Below are 16,877 nucleotides of genomic sequence, written 5' to 3' on the forward strand. Positions count from 1 at the left end.
AGTCAGTTTCTCGAAGTTCTTTGAGTCTGATCCGCGCCGGTGCGTCGTAGTCGCGCCCGACTTTCTCAACAATCCTTACCATTCCGCCGTCGCACCCGTAACAGCGCAACGAGAGGCGGATTATCCCGGCCAGCGCCGCGTACCTTCGAACGAGTCGTCCCTCAAACGCTGCCTTCCTTCTCGATCACGAGAATGCGCGCCTCTCCGACCGGTTCGGCGAAATGCTCGTCGCCGGCCTGCGCGTAGAAGATGTCGCCCGCGCGGAGTGTCAGCGTGCGCTCGCCCTCGCCGTCGCGCACATGCATGCGCACTTCGCCCTGCATCACGGCGAACACCTCCTCGCCGTCGTTCACGTGCCATTTGTACGGCTTGTCCGTCCAGTGCAGACGGCACGACGTGCCGTTCATCACGCAGATGTCGAGCGCGCCCCACGCGCGCCCGGCCGTGAATTTGCCGCTTTCGATCACTTTCATTTCGATGCCGCCTAACGGACGATGTCGCGCGCTTCGTCGACGTCCGCGTGACGCGTCGCCGGGATGCACGCCACCGCGATCAACGAGAGCGCGAGGCCGCCCATCACGTAGAAGGTGGGCGCGAGTTGCGATTCCGTGACGCGGATGAGCCACGTCACGATGAACGGCCCGAAGCCGCCGAAGATCATCACCGCGATGTTGTACGCGAGCGAGAGGCCCGTCGAGCGCACGTGCGCGGGGAAGAGCTCGGCGATGAGCGCGCCGAAAGGACCATAGTAGCCCGACAGCGCGATGGAAAGCAGGCTCTGCACGATGACGAGCCGCATCACGCTCGGCTCCGCCCCGAGCCACGCGAACAGCGGATAGATCGCGACGAGCGTGATGAGCAGCGACCACAGCGACAAGCCCTTGCGCCCGATGCGGTCCGACCACGCGCCCGCGACCGGCGAGAGCACCGTCAGCAGCAGATTGCCGACGATCAGCGCCGTGAACGACTGCCCGAGCGGCAGCTTCAGCTGCTTGACGGCAAAAGTCGGCAGATAGGCGATCAGCACATACACCGTCACCGTCAGCGCGATCACGGAACCGAGCCCGCACAGCACTTCGCGGCTATGGCTCTGGAACACTTCGCCGAGCGTCGCGCGGCGCGCGGTCTTCTGCGCGTGCAGGAACGCCTCGGTGTCGGCCATGTTGCGGCGGATGTAGAGGCCGATCGGGCCGATCACGAGGCCGAGGATGAACGGTACGCGCCAGCCCCAGGAATCGAGCGCTTCGGGCGAGAGGCCGCGCGAGATCGCGGAGCCGACGAGCGCGCCGAGCAGCAGAGACGCGGCCTGGCTCGCCATCTGGAAGCTGCCGTAGAGACCGCGTTTGGAAAACGGCGCGGCTTCGATCAGCAGCGCGGTCGAACTGCCGAATTCCCCGCCCGCCGAGAAGCCTTGAAGAAGACGCGCGAACACGATGATGAGCGGCGCGCCGATGCCGATCGCCGAGTACGGCGGCGCGATCGCGAGCAGGAAAATGCCGAGCGTCATCAGCGCGATGACCAGCGTGAGCGCCGCCTTGCGCCCCGCGCGGTCGGCGTAGAGACCGAGCACGATGCCGCCGACCGGCCGCATCACGAACGCGACGCCGAACGTCGCGGTGGTGAGGAGAATCGACGAGTAGTCGCTCTCGCTCGGAAAGAACAGACGCGCGATGACCACCGTCATGAAGCCGAACACGGTGAAGTCGTACCACTCCAGCGCGTTGCCGATGACCGCCGCCGTCACGGCGCGCGCGTTCAATGGTCTTCCTGTCATGCGATCCCCTGAGTTCATTGGGTTCGTGCCGAGGTCGGTAAGGTCAGGCGCCCCCGCCCCGCTGGTCTGGTCGTCCGCGTTTCGCCGATCGGAATCGCACGCGCGGCTCTTTTTGCCTTGGCGAGTGTAAAGACGGATTTTCTCCCGATCAAGCTAATTGCAAACGAAGAAAAGCGCGCCGGGCCTTGCAGCCGGGCGCGCTCGCCGGAAAATGCCTGTCGCGTTATGCCTTCTTCACGTAAGCACTGCACCAGCCCTTCGATGCGACCAGCTTGCTGCTGAACATCGGGCACGGCGCAAAGGCGTCCGTCGGCTTGCCCTGATAGAACTGGCAATTGCCGCAGTCCTGGCCGGCGGCGTACTTCGCGAACTTGGCCTTGTCGACCTTGCTCGCATCGGCCTTGTAGCCGAGGGCCTGCGCGGTGGGATCGGCTTCGTCGACCTTCGGCGCATCGGCGAAGGCGGTTCGGGCGCCGAGCGCGAACGTCGAGGCGACGCCCACGCTGGTAATGAGAAACGTGCGACGTGATGTCTTCATGGTGACTCACTCCATGTTGTATTGGGGGATTGCGCCGTTCTTGGCGACGGCGATATCCGAGCATAACAACCTGGAAGCAAATCGAAGAAGTCAAATGTTAGAGATAAGAGACGACGGAAAGTCGCATGTAAGCTAGCGCGCCATGTCCGCTACGCGTTCGGCGATCGCGAGCGACGCGGTGAGCCCCGGCGACTCGATGCCGAACAGATTCACGAGCCCCGGCACGCCGTGCGCCGACTTGCCCTGGATCATGAAGTCCGCCGCCGCCTGACCGGGACCGGAGAGCTTCGGCCGGATGCCCGCGTACGCGGGTTGCAGCGCGTCGTCGGGCAGGCCCGGCCAGTACGCGCGGATCGCGGAGTAGAAGGAATCGGCGCGACGCGGATCGACGTCGTAGTTGAGCGTCGGCACCCACTCGACGTCCGGGCCGAACTTCGCCTGCCCGCCGAGATCGATCGTCAGGTGCACGCCGAGGCCCGCTTCATTCGGCATCGGATAGATGAGCCGCTCGAATGGCGCGCGTCCGCTCACGCTGAAGTAGTTGCCCTTCGCGAAGTAGAGCGGCGGCACATGGCGATCGTCGAGGCCGCGAATCTTGCGCGCGATCTCATTGGCGTGCAGCCCCGCGCTGTTGATCAGATACGACGCCCGGAAGCGCGCGGGCGATTCGCCGCCGGTATCGACGATGAAGCAGCCCTCGCGCGCATCGATGGCCGCGACCGGCGTATGGAACACGATGTTCGCGCCATGATTCTCCGCGTCGCCCTGGAGCGCGAGCATGTACTGATGACTGTCGACGATGCCCGTCAGCGGCGAATACACCGCCTCGACGCACTGCAGTTGCGGCTCCATCTCCGCCGCCTGCGCGCCGCTGATGCGCTCGAGCCCCTCGACGCGGTTCTCGATGCCCTTCTGCTCCAGCGCCGCGAGCTGCGGCACCTGATTGCGCGCCGTGGCGACGAGCAGCTTGCCGCATTGCCGGTGCGGCACGCCGTAGGCCCTGCAGAACTCGTAGAGCATGTCGCGGCCGCGCACGCACAATTCCGCCTTCAGCGAGCCGCGCGGGTAATAGATGCCCGCGTGGATCACTTCGCTGTTGCGCGAGCTCGTGCCGATGCCGATGCCCTCGCCCGACTCCAGCACGACGACTTCGCGCCCGCGCATCGCCAGCGCCCTGGCGATCGCCAGCCCGACGACGCCCGCTCCGATCACTACACACTCGATCCGATCCATGTCTTTTTTCCGCCGCAGATTCATCCCAACTATTTTACGTTCGGGACTATTGCGTGATACACAACAAATGCATCTGGATTGCATCGTTTTCCGGTGCAATTCAAAAAAAGGCAGGAATCTGGCCGCCGGATGTCAAAAATGACAGGTTTTGGCGGCCTTTTTGGCAATTTCACGATCAGCGACTTTTCAGAAACCGATTGCTTTCCGGCGCGAATTGCGGTCGAGCTGGATGTCGCGCGCCTCGACGTGATGCCTTCCGTCGATGCGCGCGTTGCCGAACGCGTTGAGCATGGCGCGCCGCATGCCGCGCGGCGAGGCCTGCGTAAGCGCGTCGAGCGGCGCGTCGCCGAGCGTTCCGGGAAAGCGCGCCCCCCACGTGTGGGCGTTGCGGATTTCGGCGTAAATCGACTGCGCGATGCGGCGCGCACCCTCGCGGTCCGGCGCGGGAATCTCGTAGACGTTCATGCGGTTCACGAGCGGCTCGGGAATCGCGCGCGCGTCGTTGGCGGTCGCGATCCACACGACGTTGCCCGCGTTGATCGGCACCTCGGCGAATTCGTCGATGAAGGCCTGCGCCGTATCGTGCTCCAGCAGCGCGTAGAGCGCGCCGAGCGGGTCGTATTGCGCGTCGCCGGTGGCCTTGTCGATTTCGTCGACGGTGATGACGGGGTTTGCGTAGCTGCCGTTGACGAGCGCGTCGAAGACCTTGCCGGGCTTCGCGTTGCGCCATTGCGACGACGCGCCCGACAGAACCCAGCCCGCCGTGAGCGAGCTCATCGCGACGTAATGACAGGACGTGCCGAGCAGCCGCGCCAGTTGCTTGGCGAAATGCGTCTTGCCGATGCCCGGCTCGCCGAGCAGCAGCATCGGCATGAGTTCGAGGCGATCGTCCGTTTCGAGGCACAGTGCGATCTGCTTGCGGATGTCGGCGAGCGGCTCCTCGAAGTTCGGCAGCGTGGCCGCGAGATCGTCGATGGACGGCATGCGATTCGGCTTCACGCAGAAGCGCAGGTTGCCCACCTTGAGCATTTTTTCGTAGGTGGCGCGCAAGGCCTCGCTCGCGCCTTCGGACAGGTCGTTGAGCGCGGTTTCCACGTCGTCGAGACTGTAGACCTTGCTGAACGATGCCACCGCGAGCTCCTGTTTGACCACGGCTGTCGTCATGTCACACCCCGTCATTTTTTATGGTCGACAGGCTCAGTGTATCGACGCCAAAACGCCGGGCGAAGCGAGCAGTCGGGCCGGTGTGCTGCTAATCGGAACGCCCGTTTCCCCCGATGAAGCCGCGATCTGCGCGCGCTAGTATCATCGTCTGGATCGACGCGGCGGGCGGGTTCGAAACGTGCTTTGTCCTCTGCCGGGTTGAGTTGTGTTTCGGCCAGCCCCATATGCGTATTTCACGGGCGCGCTGAACCGGCTCCGTGCCGCCGTGTCAGAAAGAAGTCGCCGAGGAACGCCGATCCAGCGGCCGCCGCAAGGCGTGCCGCCATCCGAACAGTCCGCGCGCAGGAGTTGCTTTCAATGCAAACAACCTTACGCAATACATTCAGCACCGTTTTCCTGAGATCCGCGCTGATCGCGAGCGTCTGCCTTGCCGCGGCGATCGGCGCTCAAGCGCAGACCGCGCCGCCGCAGCCGGTGACCTGGGAGCTGCAGGTCGTGCGCGACGGCCAGCAGATCGACTCGTTCTCAGCCACGACCAACGTCGGCCAGGCGCGCACCGACACGCATCACGACAAGGTGCAGAACCGCGTCGGCTGTGCGGACCAGCCCGCGGGCAACATCGACCTGCAACGCACGCTCACGGTCTCGCCGACCCACGCGAGCGCCGACGACATCACGCTCGCCATCGATGCGCAGGAAACCCTGCAGGAAGAAAGCACGCGCGTCTCGCCTTCCGGCTGCAAGCTGCCGCCGGTGCCGCGCCAGGTGAGCGCTTCGCATCCCGGTCTCGTGCTCAAGCCGGGCGAATGGGCGCAATGGCAGATCGTCGACAGCAATCCGTCGCTCGCGTACCGGGTCCGCGCGAGCCTCGGTTCATCCCCGGCGGCGCAATGAGAACCGCGGTGACATAGACTCAAATGGCCGCCGCCCGAGACAAAGAACGCATGCGAAACCCAGAACATCTTCCGCCAGGCCCGTCCGCCTACTCGGCCACGCCGGATTTCACGGCGGTCAGCTGGAACCTCCACAAGGGCCGCTCGCCGCTCGGCCTGCGCGCCTGGAACGCGATGCAGCGGTGGGTCCAGACCACCAACGCGGACGTCTATTTCCTTCAGGAAGCGATGGCGCGGCGCCTGCCGCAGCCCTTGCTGGCAAGCGGCTTCGGCAATCCGCTCAGCGTGCCGCTCGACGATGTCTGGCATTGCCAGGCGACCGAGATCGCGACCGCCCTCGAATTGCAGATCGCGCTCGGGCCGAACGTATTCAAGCCGTCGTGGCGGCACGGCAATGCCATTCTGTCGCCGCATCCCCTCGATCTCTCCGGACGCTGGGACATCTCGGCGCATCGCTTCGAGCGCCGCGGGCTGCTGGTTGCGCGCGCCACCTTCGCCGGTCAGGCGATCACGCTGCTGTGCGCGCACCTCGCGTTGACGCGCCAGGCGCGGCTGCGCCAGATGAACTGGATCGCGCACTGGATCGCGAAGGAAGCGCCCGAAGGCCCGCTCGTCCTCGCGGGCGACTTCAACGACTGGCGCAACGACTCCGTGCCGCTGTTCAGCGAACTGGGCATGAGCGAAGTCGCGACGATGCTCGGCGAATCGGGGCGCACGTTCCCGGCGTTTTCGCCCGCCCTCGCGCTCGACAAGATGTTCGTGCGCGGGCTGAAACCGGTCGAGTGGATCGTGCCGACGCAGGACACCGCGTGGCTGTCCGATCACCTGCCGTATATGGCCCGGCTGCGGGTGGAGTAAAAACGCCTAGGCTCTCGGCCTGGCGAGCACCACTTCCAGATCGGCAATGCTGATGGGCTTCGTCAGATGATGATCGAAGCCCGCGTCGAGGGCGCTCTGACGGTCGGCGTCGCTGCCCCAGCCCGTCAACGCGAGCAGGAGGGCGTCCCTGGTCGCCTCGCGCTTTCTCATCTCGCGCGCGACGTCGAAGCCGCTCATGCCCGGCAGGCCGATGTCGAGCACGACCACATCGGGCTTGAAATCGTCGATCGACGCGAGCGCGCGCGGGCCGTCGTGCTCCGTGCGCACCTGATGCCCGAGCGCTTCGAGCAGCATCGACAGGGCAAGCGCAGCATCGACGCTGTCGTCGACGAGCAGGATGCGGTGGCACGGCGCCGCGCCGCCGCTTGCTTCGGCGGTGGTGTTCATGCGAGTCCCCATGAGTCGTCGCCGCGCTAAACCGGTCGTCCGACCGTCGTCGCGACTTTATTGAGATGATCCGCCGACTGTAGCACAGCGTCCGCGCGCAAAAAAATGGAGGAGCAATACGGCGCGCGACGGCTCTGCTATCGTGAACGCTTCACGCGCCGCCGTCCTTTACGCACCCCGTCATGTTCGATCTCTTCGACGACATCCCCAAGCCCGACATCGTGTGGCACCCGGACTGGCTCGGCACCGACGAAGGCTCCGACCTGATGGGCGCGCTGATCGAGGAAGTACGCTGGCAGCAGGACACGATGACGACGCCCGGCGGCCGTGTGCCGCTGCCGCGCCTGACCGCGTGGCAGGGCGAGCCGGACGCGGTCTACGTGTATTCGGGTATCCGCAACGTGCCGCAGCCGTGGACGCCGGCCGTCGCGCAACTGCGCGAGCGCGTCGAGCAAGCGTGCGCCGCGCGCTTCAACAGCGTGCTGCTCAACCGCTATCGCAGCGGCCTCGACAGCATGGGCTGGCACGCCGACAAGGAACGCGAGCTCGGCCCCGAGCCGGTGATCGCATCGGTGAGTCTCGGCACGACGCGCACCTTCGAGTTTCGTCACGCGCGCACCCACACGACGCACACGCTCGCGCTCACGCACGGCAGCCTGCTCGTGATGCGCGGGCGCACGCAGCTCGAATGGGTGCATCGCGTGCCGAAGGAGCCGGCAGCGCGCGGGGAGCGCATCAATCTCACTTTCCGCTGGGTCGATGCGTCGAAGCGCGTCGTGAAGCGCGCTTAGGTCCGCTTCGCGACGAAATCGATCTCCACGAGCGCATCGCGCGCAAGCCCCGTCACGCCGATGCAGGTGCGCGCCGGCAGCGGCTTCGGCAGGAAGTACGAGCGATACACCGCGTTCATCGCGTCGTAATCGCGCTTGAATTCGGTCAGGAAGATGCGCACGCTGACCACGTTGTCGAGCGTGAGGCCAAGCCCGGTCAGCACGAGAATCAGATTGTCCATCACGCGCCGCGTCTGGGCCGCGACGCCTTCGGGCAGCGGCGCGCTGTCGTCGTTCGGGTCGGTGGGCATCTGGCCGGTCAGGAACACCCAGCCGTCGGCTTCGGCCGCGTGCGAAAAAGGGCCCACCGGCGTCGGCGCGGCATCGACCATCGTGAATTTGGGCAGCTGGCTCACTTCGTCTCCTCGATTGCGTTTCGTATCGTCGGGAACCGGCACGTTAGCGCGCCAAAATTGCGCACGCGTGTTTCAGCCTCGCGACTGCCGCGACGATGCTTTTAGTGCGAAGATGGCGCGGCTTACAATCACATTCTTCCGCGCGATGCTCCCCTACCCCATTCTCGCCGACGCCGTCATGCGCATGCTGACCGCGATGCTGATCGGCTGCATCATCGGCATCGACCGCGATCTGCACGGCAAGCCGACCGGCATGAAGACGCTCGGGCTCGTGTCGCTCGGCGCGTGCATCGCGACGATGTGCGCGCAGGGCTTCTCCATGACGCTTTCCGACAACGCCGACGTGTCGCGCGTCGTGCAGGGCATCGTGACCGGCGTCGGCTTTCTCGGCGCAGGCGTGATCCTCCAGAATCCGCGCGAGAACCGCGTGCGCGGACTCACCACGGCGGCGTCCATCTGGGTGACGGCCGCCGTCGGCATCGTCTGCGGGTTGGGCGTGTGGAGCGTCGCGTTCATCGCCGTGATCCTGCTCATCGCGCTGCTGACGATCGGCCGCGTCGTCGAGAAGCGCCTGTTGCGGCGCTGGATGAACAAGCCGGAAAACGAACGTGAGAGGTACGGAGACGTCGAAGAGATTTGACGCCGGCGGCTCAACTCAACTCAACTCGACTCAGCTCAGCGCGTCGGCGGCGGGCGCCTTCACGCGATTGCGGCCCGCGACTTTCGCCGCGTAAAGCAGGCCGTCGGCGCGGGCCATCAGCGAGGCGAGCGATTCGCGCCCGTCCCACGCGGCGATGCCCGCGCTGAAGGTGTAATGCAGCACGCCGCCGGGCACACTGGAGGGCGTCGCCTCGACCGTCTTGCGCAGGCGCTCGACGAGCGCGGTCACATCATCGAGGCACCCGGCCGTGCAGAAGAGACAGAACTCCTCGCCGCCGATGCGACCGAACGCATCGTCCTCGCGGATGCGAGCACGCACGATCGACGCGAAATGGCGCAGCACTTCGTCGCCGGCCGCGTGGCCGTAACGGTCGTTCACGCTCTTGAAATGATCGACGTCGACGACCGCGACATACTCGCGCCGCCCGTCCTGCGCCGCGCGCGCGAGCCGTTCGGCGGCCGCCGCGAGCAGCGCCTTTCTCGATAACGCGCCGGTGAGATCGTCGAAGCGCGCGAGCCGCTCGAGCCGCTGCGCGAGACGATCGTGCGCCATGATCACGAGGCCGATGCACAGCGACGGCAGCACCAGAATGCCGAGCGCGAGGAACGTGATCTGCATCGGGCCAGGCTGCAGCAGCGCGGCCTGCGCGGGCGGCTTCACGACGTAGATCGCGCCGCGGATCGTGTGACCGAGCGCGCCGAGCGCCGCCGCGCCGACGACGAACAGATAGTTGTAGCGCGGCCGCTCCTTCGGGCGTGCGAGCAGCACGCGTCCCGCGATGGCGAGATCGCACGCGGCATGAAACGCGGAAACGATCACCACGCGCACGTGCGCATCGGGCACGACATAGGTGAAGTATGCGATACCCGCCAGCACGCCGAGCCACATCATCCAGCCCGTCCAGCGCCGCGTGCCGCTCGTGCGCACGTCGAAGAAGTCATTGCAGCCTTCGTAGACGAGCAGGATCGTCGCGGCCAGCAACTGATTCGCGACGACGATGCCGAGCCAAGCGGGCGCGACGTTCTGCAGCGCGAACAGCACGAGCGAAGCGATTGCGAGCACGTTCGCCCAGATCCAGCGCGGCACGCCGGCGATCGCGTGCGAGCGCAGCGAAATCAGCACCAGTATCGAGAGAATGCTCGACAGCGCGGTGACGACGAGAATGCTGACTGGACTGAACATCGCTGAAAGTGGATGGGATATCGCTCATGCCGAGGGACGGCGGCGCCGGATGCGCGACGCGGCGAGAAGATCCGGCGGCAGGATGCGCGACGAAAACAGCACGAGTACCCGGCATCGCTCACGCGTTTACGGCACGAACGTCCGAACCTTGAGCCGCTTCGGATGCGGCACGCGGTCGCTCCGGGCGGGCAAAACGTGACGCAAGCAAAAACGCGGCGCGGCCTCCCGGCCCGCCGCGTTCAGTTGCGGATCACGATGTGCGATCGGCATGGATCGCACATCGCCACTGCAGCTTACCAGCCGTGACGCTCGCGCCAGCGTTCTTCGCGATGCATCTCATGACGCCAGTGACGCTCGCGCCACTCATGGCGGCGCCATTCGCGCTCGCGCCAGTGGTCGTCGCCATCGCCGTATCCGTAGTAGCCGACCGGCACCGCGGGCTGCGCGTACACCGGCACGCCCACGCCCACCGCCACGTCGACGTGCGCATTGGCCGACGCCGACATTGCAAGCGCCGCAATCCCCGCAAGCCCGATAGCCGTTCCGAGAAGTTTCTTCTTCATGTCGCTTTCTCCTTGCACCGAGTGCTCCGTGAGTCAGATGCAGTCTAGAAGGCGATGTCTGATACAGGTGCAACGGGTCTGCCAGAAAGGTAACGCCAGGTAACGGTCAGGCAGCGCGCATGGGAGTCAGCGCACGCGCTTGCCGGATCCGTCGATCACGACTTCGCCGTCTTCCTTCGTGAACGGCCCTTTCTGCGGCTCGGGCAGGATATCGAGCACGAGCTCTGACGGACGGCACAACCGCGCACCCTTCGGCGTATCGACGAACGGCCGGTTGATGAGGATCGGATGCGCGAGCATCGCGTCGATGAGCTGATCGTCGGTCAGGCCCGGATCGTCGAGGCCGAGCTCGGCATACGGCGTGCCCTTTTCGCGCAGCGCCTCGCGCACCGAGAGACCCGCGCGCGCGATCAGCGCGACGAGCGTCTCGCGGCTCGGCGGTGCGATCAGATACTCGATCACGGTCGGCTCGATGCCCGCGTTGCGAATCAGCGCGAGCGTGTTGCGCGAGGTTCCGCACTTCGGGTTGTGGTAGATGGTGACGGTCATTGTCGCGATATCCTTGCGTTCGTGAGGAGGAGTGCAGCCTCGCATTCTAGAACCGTTGCGCGCATTCGATCTGCGGCGCATCGATGACATGCGCGCCAGCCTCGCGTCACGCGCACGACCGCCTGCGCTGCGAATGTTCAATTATCCTGTTCATTCCAGCATCCGCGGCCTATAACGAAATGTGCAGCGCGGCATGCGTTTTCTGCGGACCCGCGGGTCCCATTCGCCGGCAAGGGCACCGGCGCTCCGGCTGCATCGCATCGGCAGGAGGCCGTGCGTGAGTCGCATACGAACAAGTTCGGAATACCGGCCGCGGAACACGCAGCCAGACCGGGAACCGGCACCGATGTCGGTCCGCCCGGCGCGCCACGCATGACAAACGGAAGACACGTGGCACGCTCCGTGCGGATCAACGATCCGAATCAGCGAATAGCGTTGCGCGGTGTATACGCGGGCGCCGATCAAGGAGTCGACATGAAATCACGTATCGCCATGGCGGCGCTCGCCGCCTCGTTACTCGCCGCCGCGGGACTCGCCTCGGCCCAGCAAACCTACTACCGTACGGCCCAGGTGCCCGGACAGGCAACGGCCGATACCTGGACCGATCCCGGCGCGCCACAGCAAAGCGCCATGCAGGGCCAGCCAAACGACATGTCATATGGCGGCGCGCCGATGACGCGCGGTGAGGCCGGCTCGATGACGATGGACAGCTCCGCATCCAAGCCCTGCACGCGCGGGCCGCAATGCAACATCTTCTTCGGCAACTGAGCGCACGACGAAGCTTTCGCAACTGCGCTAGCATAGGTGCATGACACGGCGCATCCGTTCGCCCCGAACGGATGCGCCCTTCCCTTTTGCGACCCGGGATGACCGACATGCATCGCGACGAATTTCCCGCATCTTCTTCCAGCGCAGGCTTCAACGATGTCGTCACGGGCAGACGCGAGCCGCGCGCCGGCCGCGAGCAGGCGGACGATATCGCCCGATGACCACGCGAAAACAGACAGCCCGCACTGCGCGCATCCACGTCGGCATCGGTGGATGGACCTTCGAGCCGTGGCGCGGCACGTTCTATCCGGAAGACCTCGTGCAGAAGCGCGAACTCGAATACGCGAGCCGCGCGCTCACCTCCATCGAAGTGAACGGCACGTTCTACGGTGCGCAAAAGCCCGCCAGCTTCATCAAGTGGCGCGACGAGACGCCCGATGGCTTCGTGTTCTCGCTCAAGGCGCCGCGCTATGCGACCAATCGCCGGGTGCTCGCCGAGGCGGGCGATACGATCGAGCGCTTTTTCGCGAGCGGCGTGCTCGAGCTTAAGGACAAGCTCGGTCCGATCAACTGGCAATTCGCGCCGACCAAGAAGTTCGATCCCGAGGACTTCGAGCGCTTTCTCGAACTCTTGCCCGCGAAAGTCGAAGGACGTGAGATTCGCCATGCCGTCGAAGTCCGGCACGAGAGTTTCTGCGACCCCGCGTTCGTCGCGCTTGCGCGCAAGTATCGGGTCGCGGTGGTGATCGCGGGGGATTCGAAGTATCCGCAGATTGCGGACGTGACCGCGCCTTTCGTCTACGCGCGCATCATGGGCACGACCGAAAAGCACGCAAAGGGCTATTCGAAGGCGGCGCTCGATCGCTGGGCCGAGCGCGCGAAAGCATGGGCCGCGGGCGGCTCGCCGGACGACCTGCAGACGTTCGGCGAGCCCGCCGCGAAAGCCGTACCGCGCGACGTGTTTCTCTACGTCATCAGCGGTCACAAGGTGCTCAATCCCGCGGCGGGGATGGCTTTGATCGAGCGCCTGAACACGTAGAAGCGGCGCGCGCCGCTTCTACCCTGCAAGGCTCAACGCACGAGACACGGACGCTTGTTGTCGAACGTCCAGTTCGGGATCAGATATTGCATCGCGACGCCGTCGTCGCGGGCACCGAGGCCGTGCTGCAAATAGAGCGCGTGTGCCTTTTCCACTTCGTCCATGTCGAGCTCGACGCCCAGGCCAGGCTGCTCCGGCACCTTCACCTTGCCGCCCACGATCTGCAGCGGATCGCGCGTGAGACGCTGACCGTCCTGCCAGATCCAGTGCGTGTCGATCGCCGTGATCCTGCCCGGGGCGGCGGCCGCGACGTGCGTGAACATCGCGAGCGATACGTCAAAGTGATTGTTCGAGTGCGAGCCCCACGTGAGACCCCAGTCGTTGCACATCTGCGCGACGCGCACCGAGCCCTGCATCGTCCAGAAGTGCGGATCGGCGAGCGGGATGTCGACGGATTGCAGCTGGATCGCGTGCCCCATCTGGCGCCAGTCGGTCGCGATCATGTTGGTCGCGGTCGGCAGACCCGTTGCGCGGCGGAACTCGGCCATCACTTCGCGGCCCGAATAGCCGTTCTCCGCGCCGCAAGGATCCTCCGCGTAAGCGAGCACGTCGTGCTTGTCGCGGCACAGGCGGATGGCTTCCGCGAGCGACCACGCGCCGTTCGGATCGAGCGTCACGCGCGCTTCGGGGAAACGCTCCGCGAGCGCGGTGGCCGCTTCCATTTCCGCGTCGCCCGCGAGCACGCCTCCCTTCAGCTTGAAGTCGTTGAAGCCGTAGCGCGCCTTCGCCGCTTCCGCAAGACGCACGACCGCTTCCGGCGTCAACGCGACTTCGGTGCGCAGCCGCTCCCAGTCGTCCTTGCCGTCCGCGCCCGACGCGTAGGGCAGATCCGTCTTCTTGCGATCGCCGACGTAGAACAGATAGCCGAGCATCTCCACTTCGTCGCGCTGCTGGCCTTCGCCGAGCAGGGCCGCGACGGGCACGCCCAGATGCTGGCCGAGCAGATCGAGCAGCGCGGCTTCGAGCGCGGTCACGGCGTGAATCGTCGTGCGCAGGTCGAAGGTCTGCAGGCCGCGGCCGCCCGAGTCGCGATCGGCGAACGCCGTGCGGACCTTGTTGAGCACGGCCTGCATGTTGCCGATCGATTGTCCGACGACGTAGGCACGCGCATCGTCGATGGTCTTGCGGATATTCTCGCCGCCCGGCACTTCGCCGACGCCCGTGTTGCCCGAGCTGTCCGTCAGGATCACGATGTTGCGCGTGAAGAACGGGCCGTGTGCGCCGGAGAGGTTCATGAGCATGCTGTCGCGGCCCGCGACCGGCACGACGCGCAATTCAGTGACTGTCGGAGTGGCGTTCGGTTTGACTGCGTTCGTGGACATGAGCGTGATCCTGTGAGTTGTGACGTATATGACGTGATTGACCGATGGCGAGAGCCGCGCGGCGTCAGTGCGCCCCGCGCTGCACCGCGTGCCCGCCCTGCGTGTGATCCGGGCGGCGATTGCGTGTGAGGAAAGCCGCGGCGGCCGCAATCAGCGAGGCGACGCCGAGGCCGTACAAGCCGCCGGACACCGAACCCGTATGTTGTTGAAGATAGCCGAAAGTCGCGGGCGCGAAGAAGCCGCCGAGGTTGCCGACCGAGTTGATGAGCGCGATCACGCCGGCCGCGACGCGCGCATCGAGATAGCCTTGCGGAATCGGCCAGAAGAGCGAGGCCGCCGCCTTGAAGCCGATCGCGGAGAAGCAGATCGCGACGAAGGAGAGCACCGCGTTGCCGGTCGTCGAGGCGAAGAGCCCGCAGGCCGCGATCACGAGCGCGGTGGCGAGCCACGCCTGCTGGAAGCGCCAGCGCGCCGAAAGCAGCGCGAAGCAATACATCGCGACCATCGCGATCAGCCAGGGCACCGCATTGAACAAGCCGACCTGGAAGTCGGAGAGGCCGCCCATCTTGCGGATGATCGTCGGCAGCCAGAAGGTCGCCGCGTAGATGGTGAGCTGGATCGCGAAATAGAGCAGGCAGAAGAGAACGATCTGCGGATCCTTCAGCAGCTTGATCGCGGGAACGTGACCGCCGCCGGCGGCTTCGCGCTCGGCTTGCTCGGTGGCGATCGCCTGTTGCAGCGCGCGCTGTTCGTCGGTGCTGAGCCAGTGCGCGTCGCCGATGCGCGATTTCAGGAGCATCCAGCTCGCGCCGCACAGCAGCACGGAGAAGCCGCCTTCGATCAGGAACATCCACTGCCAGCCGTGCAGGCCGAGACCGCGGATCGACAGCAGACTGCCGGTGATCGGGCCGGACAGCACCGATGCGAACGCCGAGCCGCCGAGGAAAATTGCGACCGCCTTGCCGCGCTCCTTCTGCGGCAGCCATTGCGTGAAGTAATAGACGACGCCCGGAAAGAAGCCCGCTTCCGCGATGCCGAGCAGAAAGCGCAGCACGTAGAACGAGGTGTCGTTCCAGACGAAAGCCATCGCCGCCGCGACGATGCCCCACGTGCCCATGATGCGCGTGAGCCACGCGCGGGCGCCGTACTTCTGCATCAGCACGTTCGACGGCACTTCGAAGAGCGCATAGCCGACGAAGAACAAGCCGCTGCCCAGACCATACGCCGCCGCGCCGATGCCGAGATCGGCCTGCATGTGCGAGTTCACGAAGCCGACGTTGACGCGATCGATGTAGTTCGCGATGAACATGATGAGGAACAAGGGCAGCACGTGGCGCTTGACCTTGGAGCTGGCCGACTCGAGGGCGTCGGCGGCGGGACTGGCGAAAGCGGTGTTCAACGGATGTCTCCTGAGCGCATCATGTGGTACGTTGTCTGATGACATTGTATGACGACTATCATTTGGCGCCAATCGCGCGTTTACCCTTTGTCGCCTGATGGCTTAGTAGCAAGGGAGCTTGGGAGATTCCAGGATGCAGGCCTGTTCAGACGCTGGATCGAACTAAGACGTCAGATGACTGTAGCTGGGATGGCGCGGTAGCCGAAAGCCACAAAGCCGGCTCTCGCCGGCTTTGTCGGTCCTGCCTCGCTGCCCTCGGAAGTCGGGCCTTCAACTGAATCCGCTTGAACGGCCCCGCGAGCAGGCCGTACGCGAGGATCGCCGCGATGCCGTGCGCGCCGACGAACCACAGCGCGCGGTCGAACGAGCCGGTGCTCGCCACCACATAGCCGATGATGACCGGCGTCACGATGCCCGCCGTGTTGCCGATGCCGTTGAAGACGCCGCCTGACAAGCCCGTCATCTCGCGCGGCGCGACGTCCGAAAGCACGGCCCAGCCGATCGCGGCGAGCCCCTTGCCGAAGAATGCGAGCGACATGATGACGACGATCGCCGTATTGGTCGACGCGAGCGGCGCGGCCATGATCGCGGTCGCCAGCAGCATGCCGATCATGAACGGGGTCTTGCGCGCGAGCGACACTGACGCGCCGCGTCGAATCAGGAAGTCCGACAGCAGTCCGCCGAGAATTCCGCCCGAGAATCCGCAGATGGCCGGCAGCGCGACGACGAAGCCCACGGTCATCACGTTCATGCCGCGTTCCTCGATCAGATGGATCGGGAACCAGGTGATGAAGATGTATGTGAGCGCCGTGATGGAGTACTGGCCGATGTAGATCGCCCACAGCATGCGGCTCGTGAAGAGCGTCGAGAGTTCGCGCCGCGTGAAGCGGCGACGCGTCGGCATCCGCTCGCGAAGCGCCGCGCGATCGCCGCGAAGGATCTCGGCGGCCGCGAGCGGCGTGCAAGCGGATTACGCGCAGTTCATCGACCAGACGCACACGATCGTCGCGCTGGTGCGCGCGGGCATCGGCGTGGCGAGCGTGCCGGCGTCGGCGCGCGAGCTGTGCTTCGAGGAAGTCGTGTTCCGGCCGCTGTGGACGCAGGACGCGCATGCGGACATCGACCTCGCGTGGAGCGAGGAGCGGACGAATCCGGCTGTGGAGAATGTGCGGCGCTTCGCGATCGAGAATTTCGCGCGCATCGCGAAGCGTCCTTCAAGGAAGACCTGAAACGAAGCTGCCGGCGCGAAGCCGGCAGCTTTCCGGAATGACGCGCGCGGC

19 protein-coding genes and 1 pseudogene are annotated in these 16,877 nt (G+C 65.5%); 7 read left to right on the forward strand and 13 right to left on the reverse strand.

Annotated features, from left to right (window positions below):
* Positions 1–161: 161 nt before the first annotated feature.
* The 5 genes from AWB83_RS17745 to AWB83_RS17765 form a co-directional block, all read right to left on the reverse strand.
* Positions 162–473 (reverse strand): cupin domain-containing protein, encoded by a 312-nt coding sequence (locus AWB83_RS17745; protein ID WP_087046931.1) that lies wholly within the window; start codon positions 471–473, stop codon positions 162–164.
* Positions 474–484: 11 nt separating this feature from the next.
* Positions 485–1,774 carry an MFS transporter gene (locus tag AWB83_RS17750; RefSeq protein ID WP_087046932.1) on the reverse strand — a complete coding sequence of 430 codons (1,290 nt, stop codon included), beginning with the start codon at positions 1,772–1,774 and terminating at the stop codon, positions 485–487.
* A 223-nt stretch (positions 1,775–1,997) separates the two neighbouring features.
* Positions 1,998–2,312: a high-potential iron-sulfur protein gene (locus tag AWB83_RS17755; protein WP_087046933.1), complete on the reverse strand. Its 315-nt coding sequence runs from the start codon at positions 2,310–2,312 to the stop codon at positions 1,998–2,000.
* Between the two features lie 132 nt (positions 2,313–2,444).
* Positions 2,445–3,545, reverse strand: coding sequence for an NAD(P)/FAD-dependent oxidoreductase (locus tag AWB83_RS17760; protein ID WP_087047065.1), 1,101 nt, complete (start codon positions 3,543–3,545; stop codon positions 2,445–2,447).
* 186 nt (positions 3,546–3,731) lie between these two features.
* Positions 3,732–4,709 carry an AAA family ATPase gene (locus AWB83_RS17765; protein ID WP_087046934.1) on the reverse strand — a complete coding sequence of 326 codons (978 nt, stop codon included), beginning with the start codon at positions 4,707–4,709 and terminating at the stop codon, positions 3,732–3,734.
* A gap of 357 nt (positions 4,710–5,066) precedes the next feature.
* Between AWB83_RS17765 and AWB83_RS17770 the strand changes: the two genes are divergently transcribed.
* The gene (locus tag AWB83_RS17770) at positions 5,067–5,603 is read left to right on the forward strand and encodes a hypothetical protein (protein WP_087046935.1); all 537 of its coding nucleotides are present in this window, start codon (positions 5,067–5,069) and stop codon (positions 5,601–5,603) included.
* Positions 5,604–5,653: 50 nt separating this feature from the next.
* A complete protein-coding gene (locus tag AWB83_RS17775; RefSeq protein ID WP_087046936.1) occupies positions 5,654–6,460 on the forward strand; it encodes an endonuclease/exonuclease/phosphatase family protein in 807 nt (268 codons plus the stop codon).
* A gap of 6 nt (positions 6,461–6,466) precedes the next feature.
* On the opposite strand, the gene AWB83_RS17780 is transcribed toward AWB83_RS17775, so the two are convergent.
* On the reverse strand, positions 6,467–6,868 hold the full coding sequence (locus tag AWB83_RS17780; RefSeq protein WP_087046937.1) for a response regulator: 402 nt from the start codon (positions 6,866–6,868) through the stop codon (positions 6,467–6,469).
* Positions 6,869–7,050: 182 nt separating this feature from the next.
* On the opposite strand from AWB83_RS17780, the gene AWB83_RS17785 reads away from it, so the two are divergent.
* A complete protein-coding gene (locus AWB83_RS17785) occupies positions 7,051–7,659 on the forward strand; it encodes an alpha-ketoglutarate-dependent dioxygenase AlkB family protein (protein ID WP_087046938.1) in 609 nt (202 codons plus the stop codon).
* Here the strand turns inward: AWB83_RS17785 and AWB83_RS17790 are convergent.
* Complete coding sequence (locus AWB83_RS17790) at positions 7,656–8,054, reverse strand: RidA family protein (protein WP_087046939.1); 399 nt, start codon at positions 8,052–8,054, stop codon at positions 7,656–7,658. The two genes, AWB83_RS17785 and AWB83_RS17790, sit on opposite strands and share 4 nt — an antisense overlap.
* A gap of 145 nt (positions 8,055–8,199) precedes the next feature.
* Here AWB83_RS17790 and AWB83_RS17795 point away from each other — a divergent pair, with 145 nt between their 5' ends.
* Positions 8,200–8,694, forward strand: coding sequence for an MgtC/SapB family protein (locus tag AWB83_RS17795; protein WP_087046940.1), 495 nt, complete (start codon positions 8,200–8,202; stop codon positions 8,692–8,694).
* Between the two features lie 30 nt (positions 8,695–8,724).
* On the opposite strand, the gene AWB83_RS17800 is transcribed toward AWB83_RS17795, so the two are convergent.
* The 3 genes from AWB83_RS17800 to arsC all read right to left on the reverse strand — a co-directional run bounded on the left by AWB83_RS17800 (position 8,725) and on the right by arsC (position 11,009).
* Positions 8,725–9,897: a GGDEF domain-containing protein gene (locus AWB83_RS17800; protein ID WP_087046941.1), complete on the reverse strand. Its 1,173-nt coding sequence runs from the start codon at positions 9,895–9,897 to the stop codon at positions 8,725–8,727.
* Between the two features lie 293 nt (positions 9,898–10,190).
* Complete coding sequence (locus tag AWB83_RS17805) at positions 10,191–10,460, reverse strand: hypothetical protein (protein ID WP_087047066.1); 270 nt, start codon at positions 10,458–10,460, stop codon at positions 10,191–10,193.
* Positions 10,461–10,586: 126 nt separating this feature from the next.
* Positions 10,587–11,009 (reverse strand): arsenate reductase (glutaredoxin), encoded by a 423-nt coding sequence (arsC, locus tag AWB83_RS17810; protein WP_087046942.1) that lies wholly within the window; start codon positions 11,007–11,009, stop codon positions 10,587–10,589.
* 474 nt (positions 11,010–11,483) lie between these two features.
* Here arsC and AWB83_RS17815 point away from each other — a divergent pair, with 474 nt between their 5' ends.
* Entirely contained in the window at positions 11,484–11,777 is a 294-nt protein-coding gene (locus AWB83_RS17815; protein WP_143750073.1) for a hypothetical protein, read from the forward strand.
* 217 nt (positions 11,778–11,994) lie between these two features.
* Positions 11,995–12,816 (forward strand): DUF72 domain-containing protein, encoded by an 822-nt coding sequence (locus AWB83_RS17820; protein ID WP_087046944.1) that lies wholly within the window; start codon positions 11,995–11,997, stop codon positions 12,814–12,816.
* Between the two features lie 32 nt (positions 12,817–12,848).
* Here AWB83_RS17820 and gudD read toward each other — a convergent pair whose 3' ends face one another.
* From gudD to AWB83_RS17835, 3 genes and pseudogenes are all read right to left on the reverse strand, one after another.
* Positions 12,849–14,198: a glucarate dehydratase gene (gene gudD / locus AWB83_RS17825; protein WP_087046945.1), complete on the reverse strand. Its 1,350-nt coding sequence runs from the start codon at positions 14,196–14,198 to the stop codon at positions 12,849–12,851.
* A 64-nt stretch (positions 14,199–14,262) separates the two neighbouring features.
* Entirely contained in the window at positions 14,263–15,597 is a 1,335-nt protein-coding gene (locus AWB83_RS17830; protein WP_087046946.1) for an MFS transporter, read from the reverse strand.
* 271 nt (positions 15,598–15,868) lie between these two features.
* Positions 15,869–16,504: pseudogene (locus AWB83_RS17835) on the reverse strand (MFS transporter); the annotation flags it as partial.
* A 52-nt stretch (positions 16,505–16,556) separates the two neighbouring features.
* On the opposite strand from AWB83_RS17835, the gene AWB83_RS17840 reads away from it, so the two are divergent.
* Entirely contained in the window at positions 16,557–16,826 is a 270-nt protein-coding gene (locus tag AWB83_RS17840; RefSeq protein WP_244197783.1) for a LysR substrate-binding domain-containing protein, read from the forward strand.
* The last annotated feature ends 51 nt before the right edge of the window (positions 16,827–16,877 follow it).

This window comes from Caballeronia ptereochthonis (assembly GCF_001545075.1).
Taxonomy (GTDB): domain Bacteria; phylum Pseudomonadota; class Gammaproteobacteria; order Burkholderiales; family Burkholderiaceae; genus Caballeronia; species Caballeronia ptereochthonis.

What these genes read in the sequence shown, in the direction of transcription:
- AWB83_RS17765 (WP_087046934.1), bottom strand. Translation starts at nt 4,709, where the DNA reads ATGACGACAGCCGTGGTCAAACAGGAGCTCGCGGTGGCATCGTTCAGC.
- AWB83_RS17785 (WP_087046938.1), top strand. Translation starts at nt 7,051, where the DNA reads ATGTTCGATCTCTTCGACGACATCCCCAAGCCCGACATCGTGTGGCAC.
- AWB83_RS17770 (WP_087046935.1), top strand. Translation starts at nt 5,067, where the DNA reads ATGCAAACAACCTTACGCAATACATTCAGCACCGTTTTCCTGAGATCC.
- AWB83_RS17800 (WP_087046941.1), bottom strand. Translation starts at nt 9,897, where the DNA reads ATGTTCAGTCCAGTCAGCATTCTCGTCGTCACCGCGCTGTCGAGCATT.
- AWB83_RS17750 (WP_087046932.1), bottom strand. Translation starts at nt 1,774, where the DNA reads ATGACAGGAAGACCATTGAACGCGCGCGCCGTGACGGCGGCGGTCATC.
- arsC (WP_087046942.1), bottom strand. Translation starts at nt 11,009, where the DNA reads ATGACCGTCACCATCTACCACAACCCGAAGTGCGGAACCTCGCGCAAC.
- AWB83_RS17795 (WP_087046940.1), top strand. Translation starts at nt 8,200, where the DNA reads ATGCTCCCCTACCCCATTCTCGCCGACGCCGTCATGCGCATGCTGACC.
- gudD (WP_087046945.1), bottom strand. Translation starts at nt 14,198, where the DNA reads ATGTCCACGAACGCAGTCAAACCGAACGCCACTCCGACAGTCACTGAA.
- AWB83_RS17755 (WP_087046933.1), bottom strand. Translation starts at nt 2,312, where the DNA reads ATGAAGACATCACGTCGCACGTTTCTCATTACCAGCGTGGGCGTCGCC.
- AWB83_RS17805 (WP_087047066.1), bottom strand. Translation starts at nt 10,460, where the DNA reads ATGAAGAAGAAACTTCTCGGAACGGCTATCGGGCTTGCGGGGATTGCG.
- AWB83_RS17780 (WP_087046937.1), bottom strand. Translation starts at nt 6,868, where the DNA reads ATGAACACCACCGCCGAAGCAAGCGGCGGCGCGGCGCCGTGCCACCGC.
- AWB83_RS17820 (WP_087046944.1), top strand. Translation starts at nt 11,995, where the DNA reads ATGACCACGCGAAAACAGACAGCCCGCACTGCGCGCATCCACGTCGGC.
- AWB83_RS17775 (WP_087046936.1), top strand. Translation starts at nt 5,654, where the DNA reads ATGCGAAACCCAGAACATCTTCCGCCAGGCCCGTCCGCCTACTCGGCC.
- AWB83_RS17745 (WP_087046931.1), bottom strand. Translation starts at nt 473, where the DNA reads ATGAAAGTGATCGAAAGCGGCAAATTCACGGCCGGGCGCGCGTGGGGC.
- AWB83_RS17760 (WP_087047065.1), bottom strand. Translation starts at nt 3,545, where the DNA reads ATGGATCGGATCGAGTGTGTAGTGATCGGAGCGGGCGTCGTCGGGCTG.
- AWB83_RS17815 (WP_143750073.1), top strand. Translation starts at nt 11,484, where the DNA reads ATGAAATCACGTATCGCCATGGCGGCGCTCGCCGCCTCGTTACTCGCC.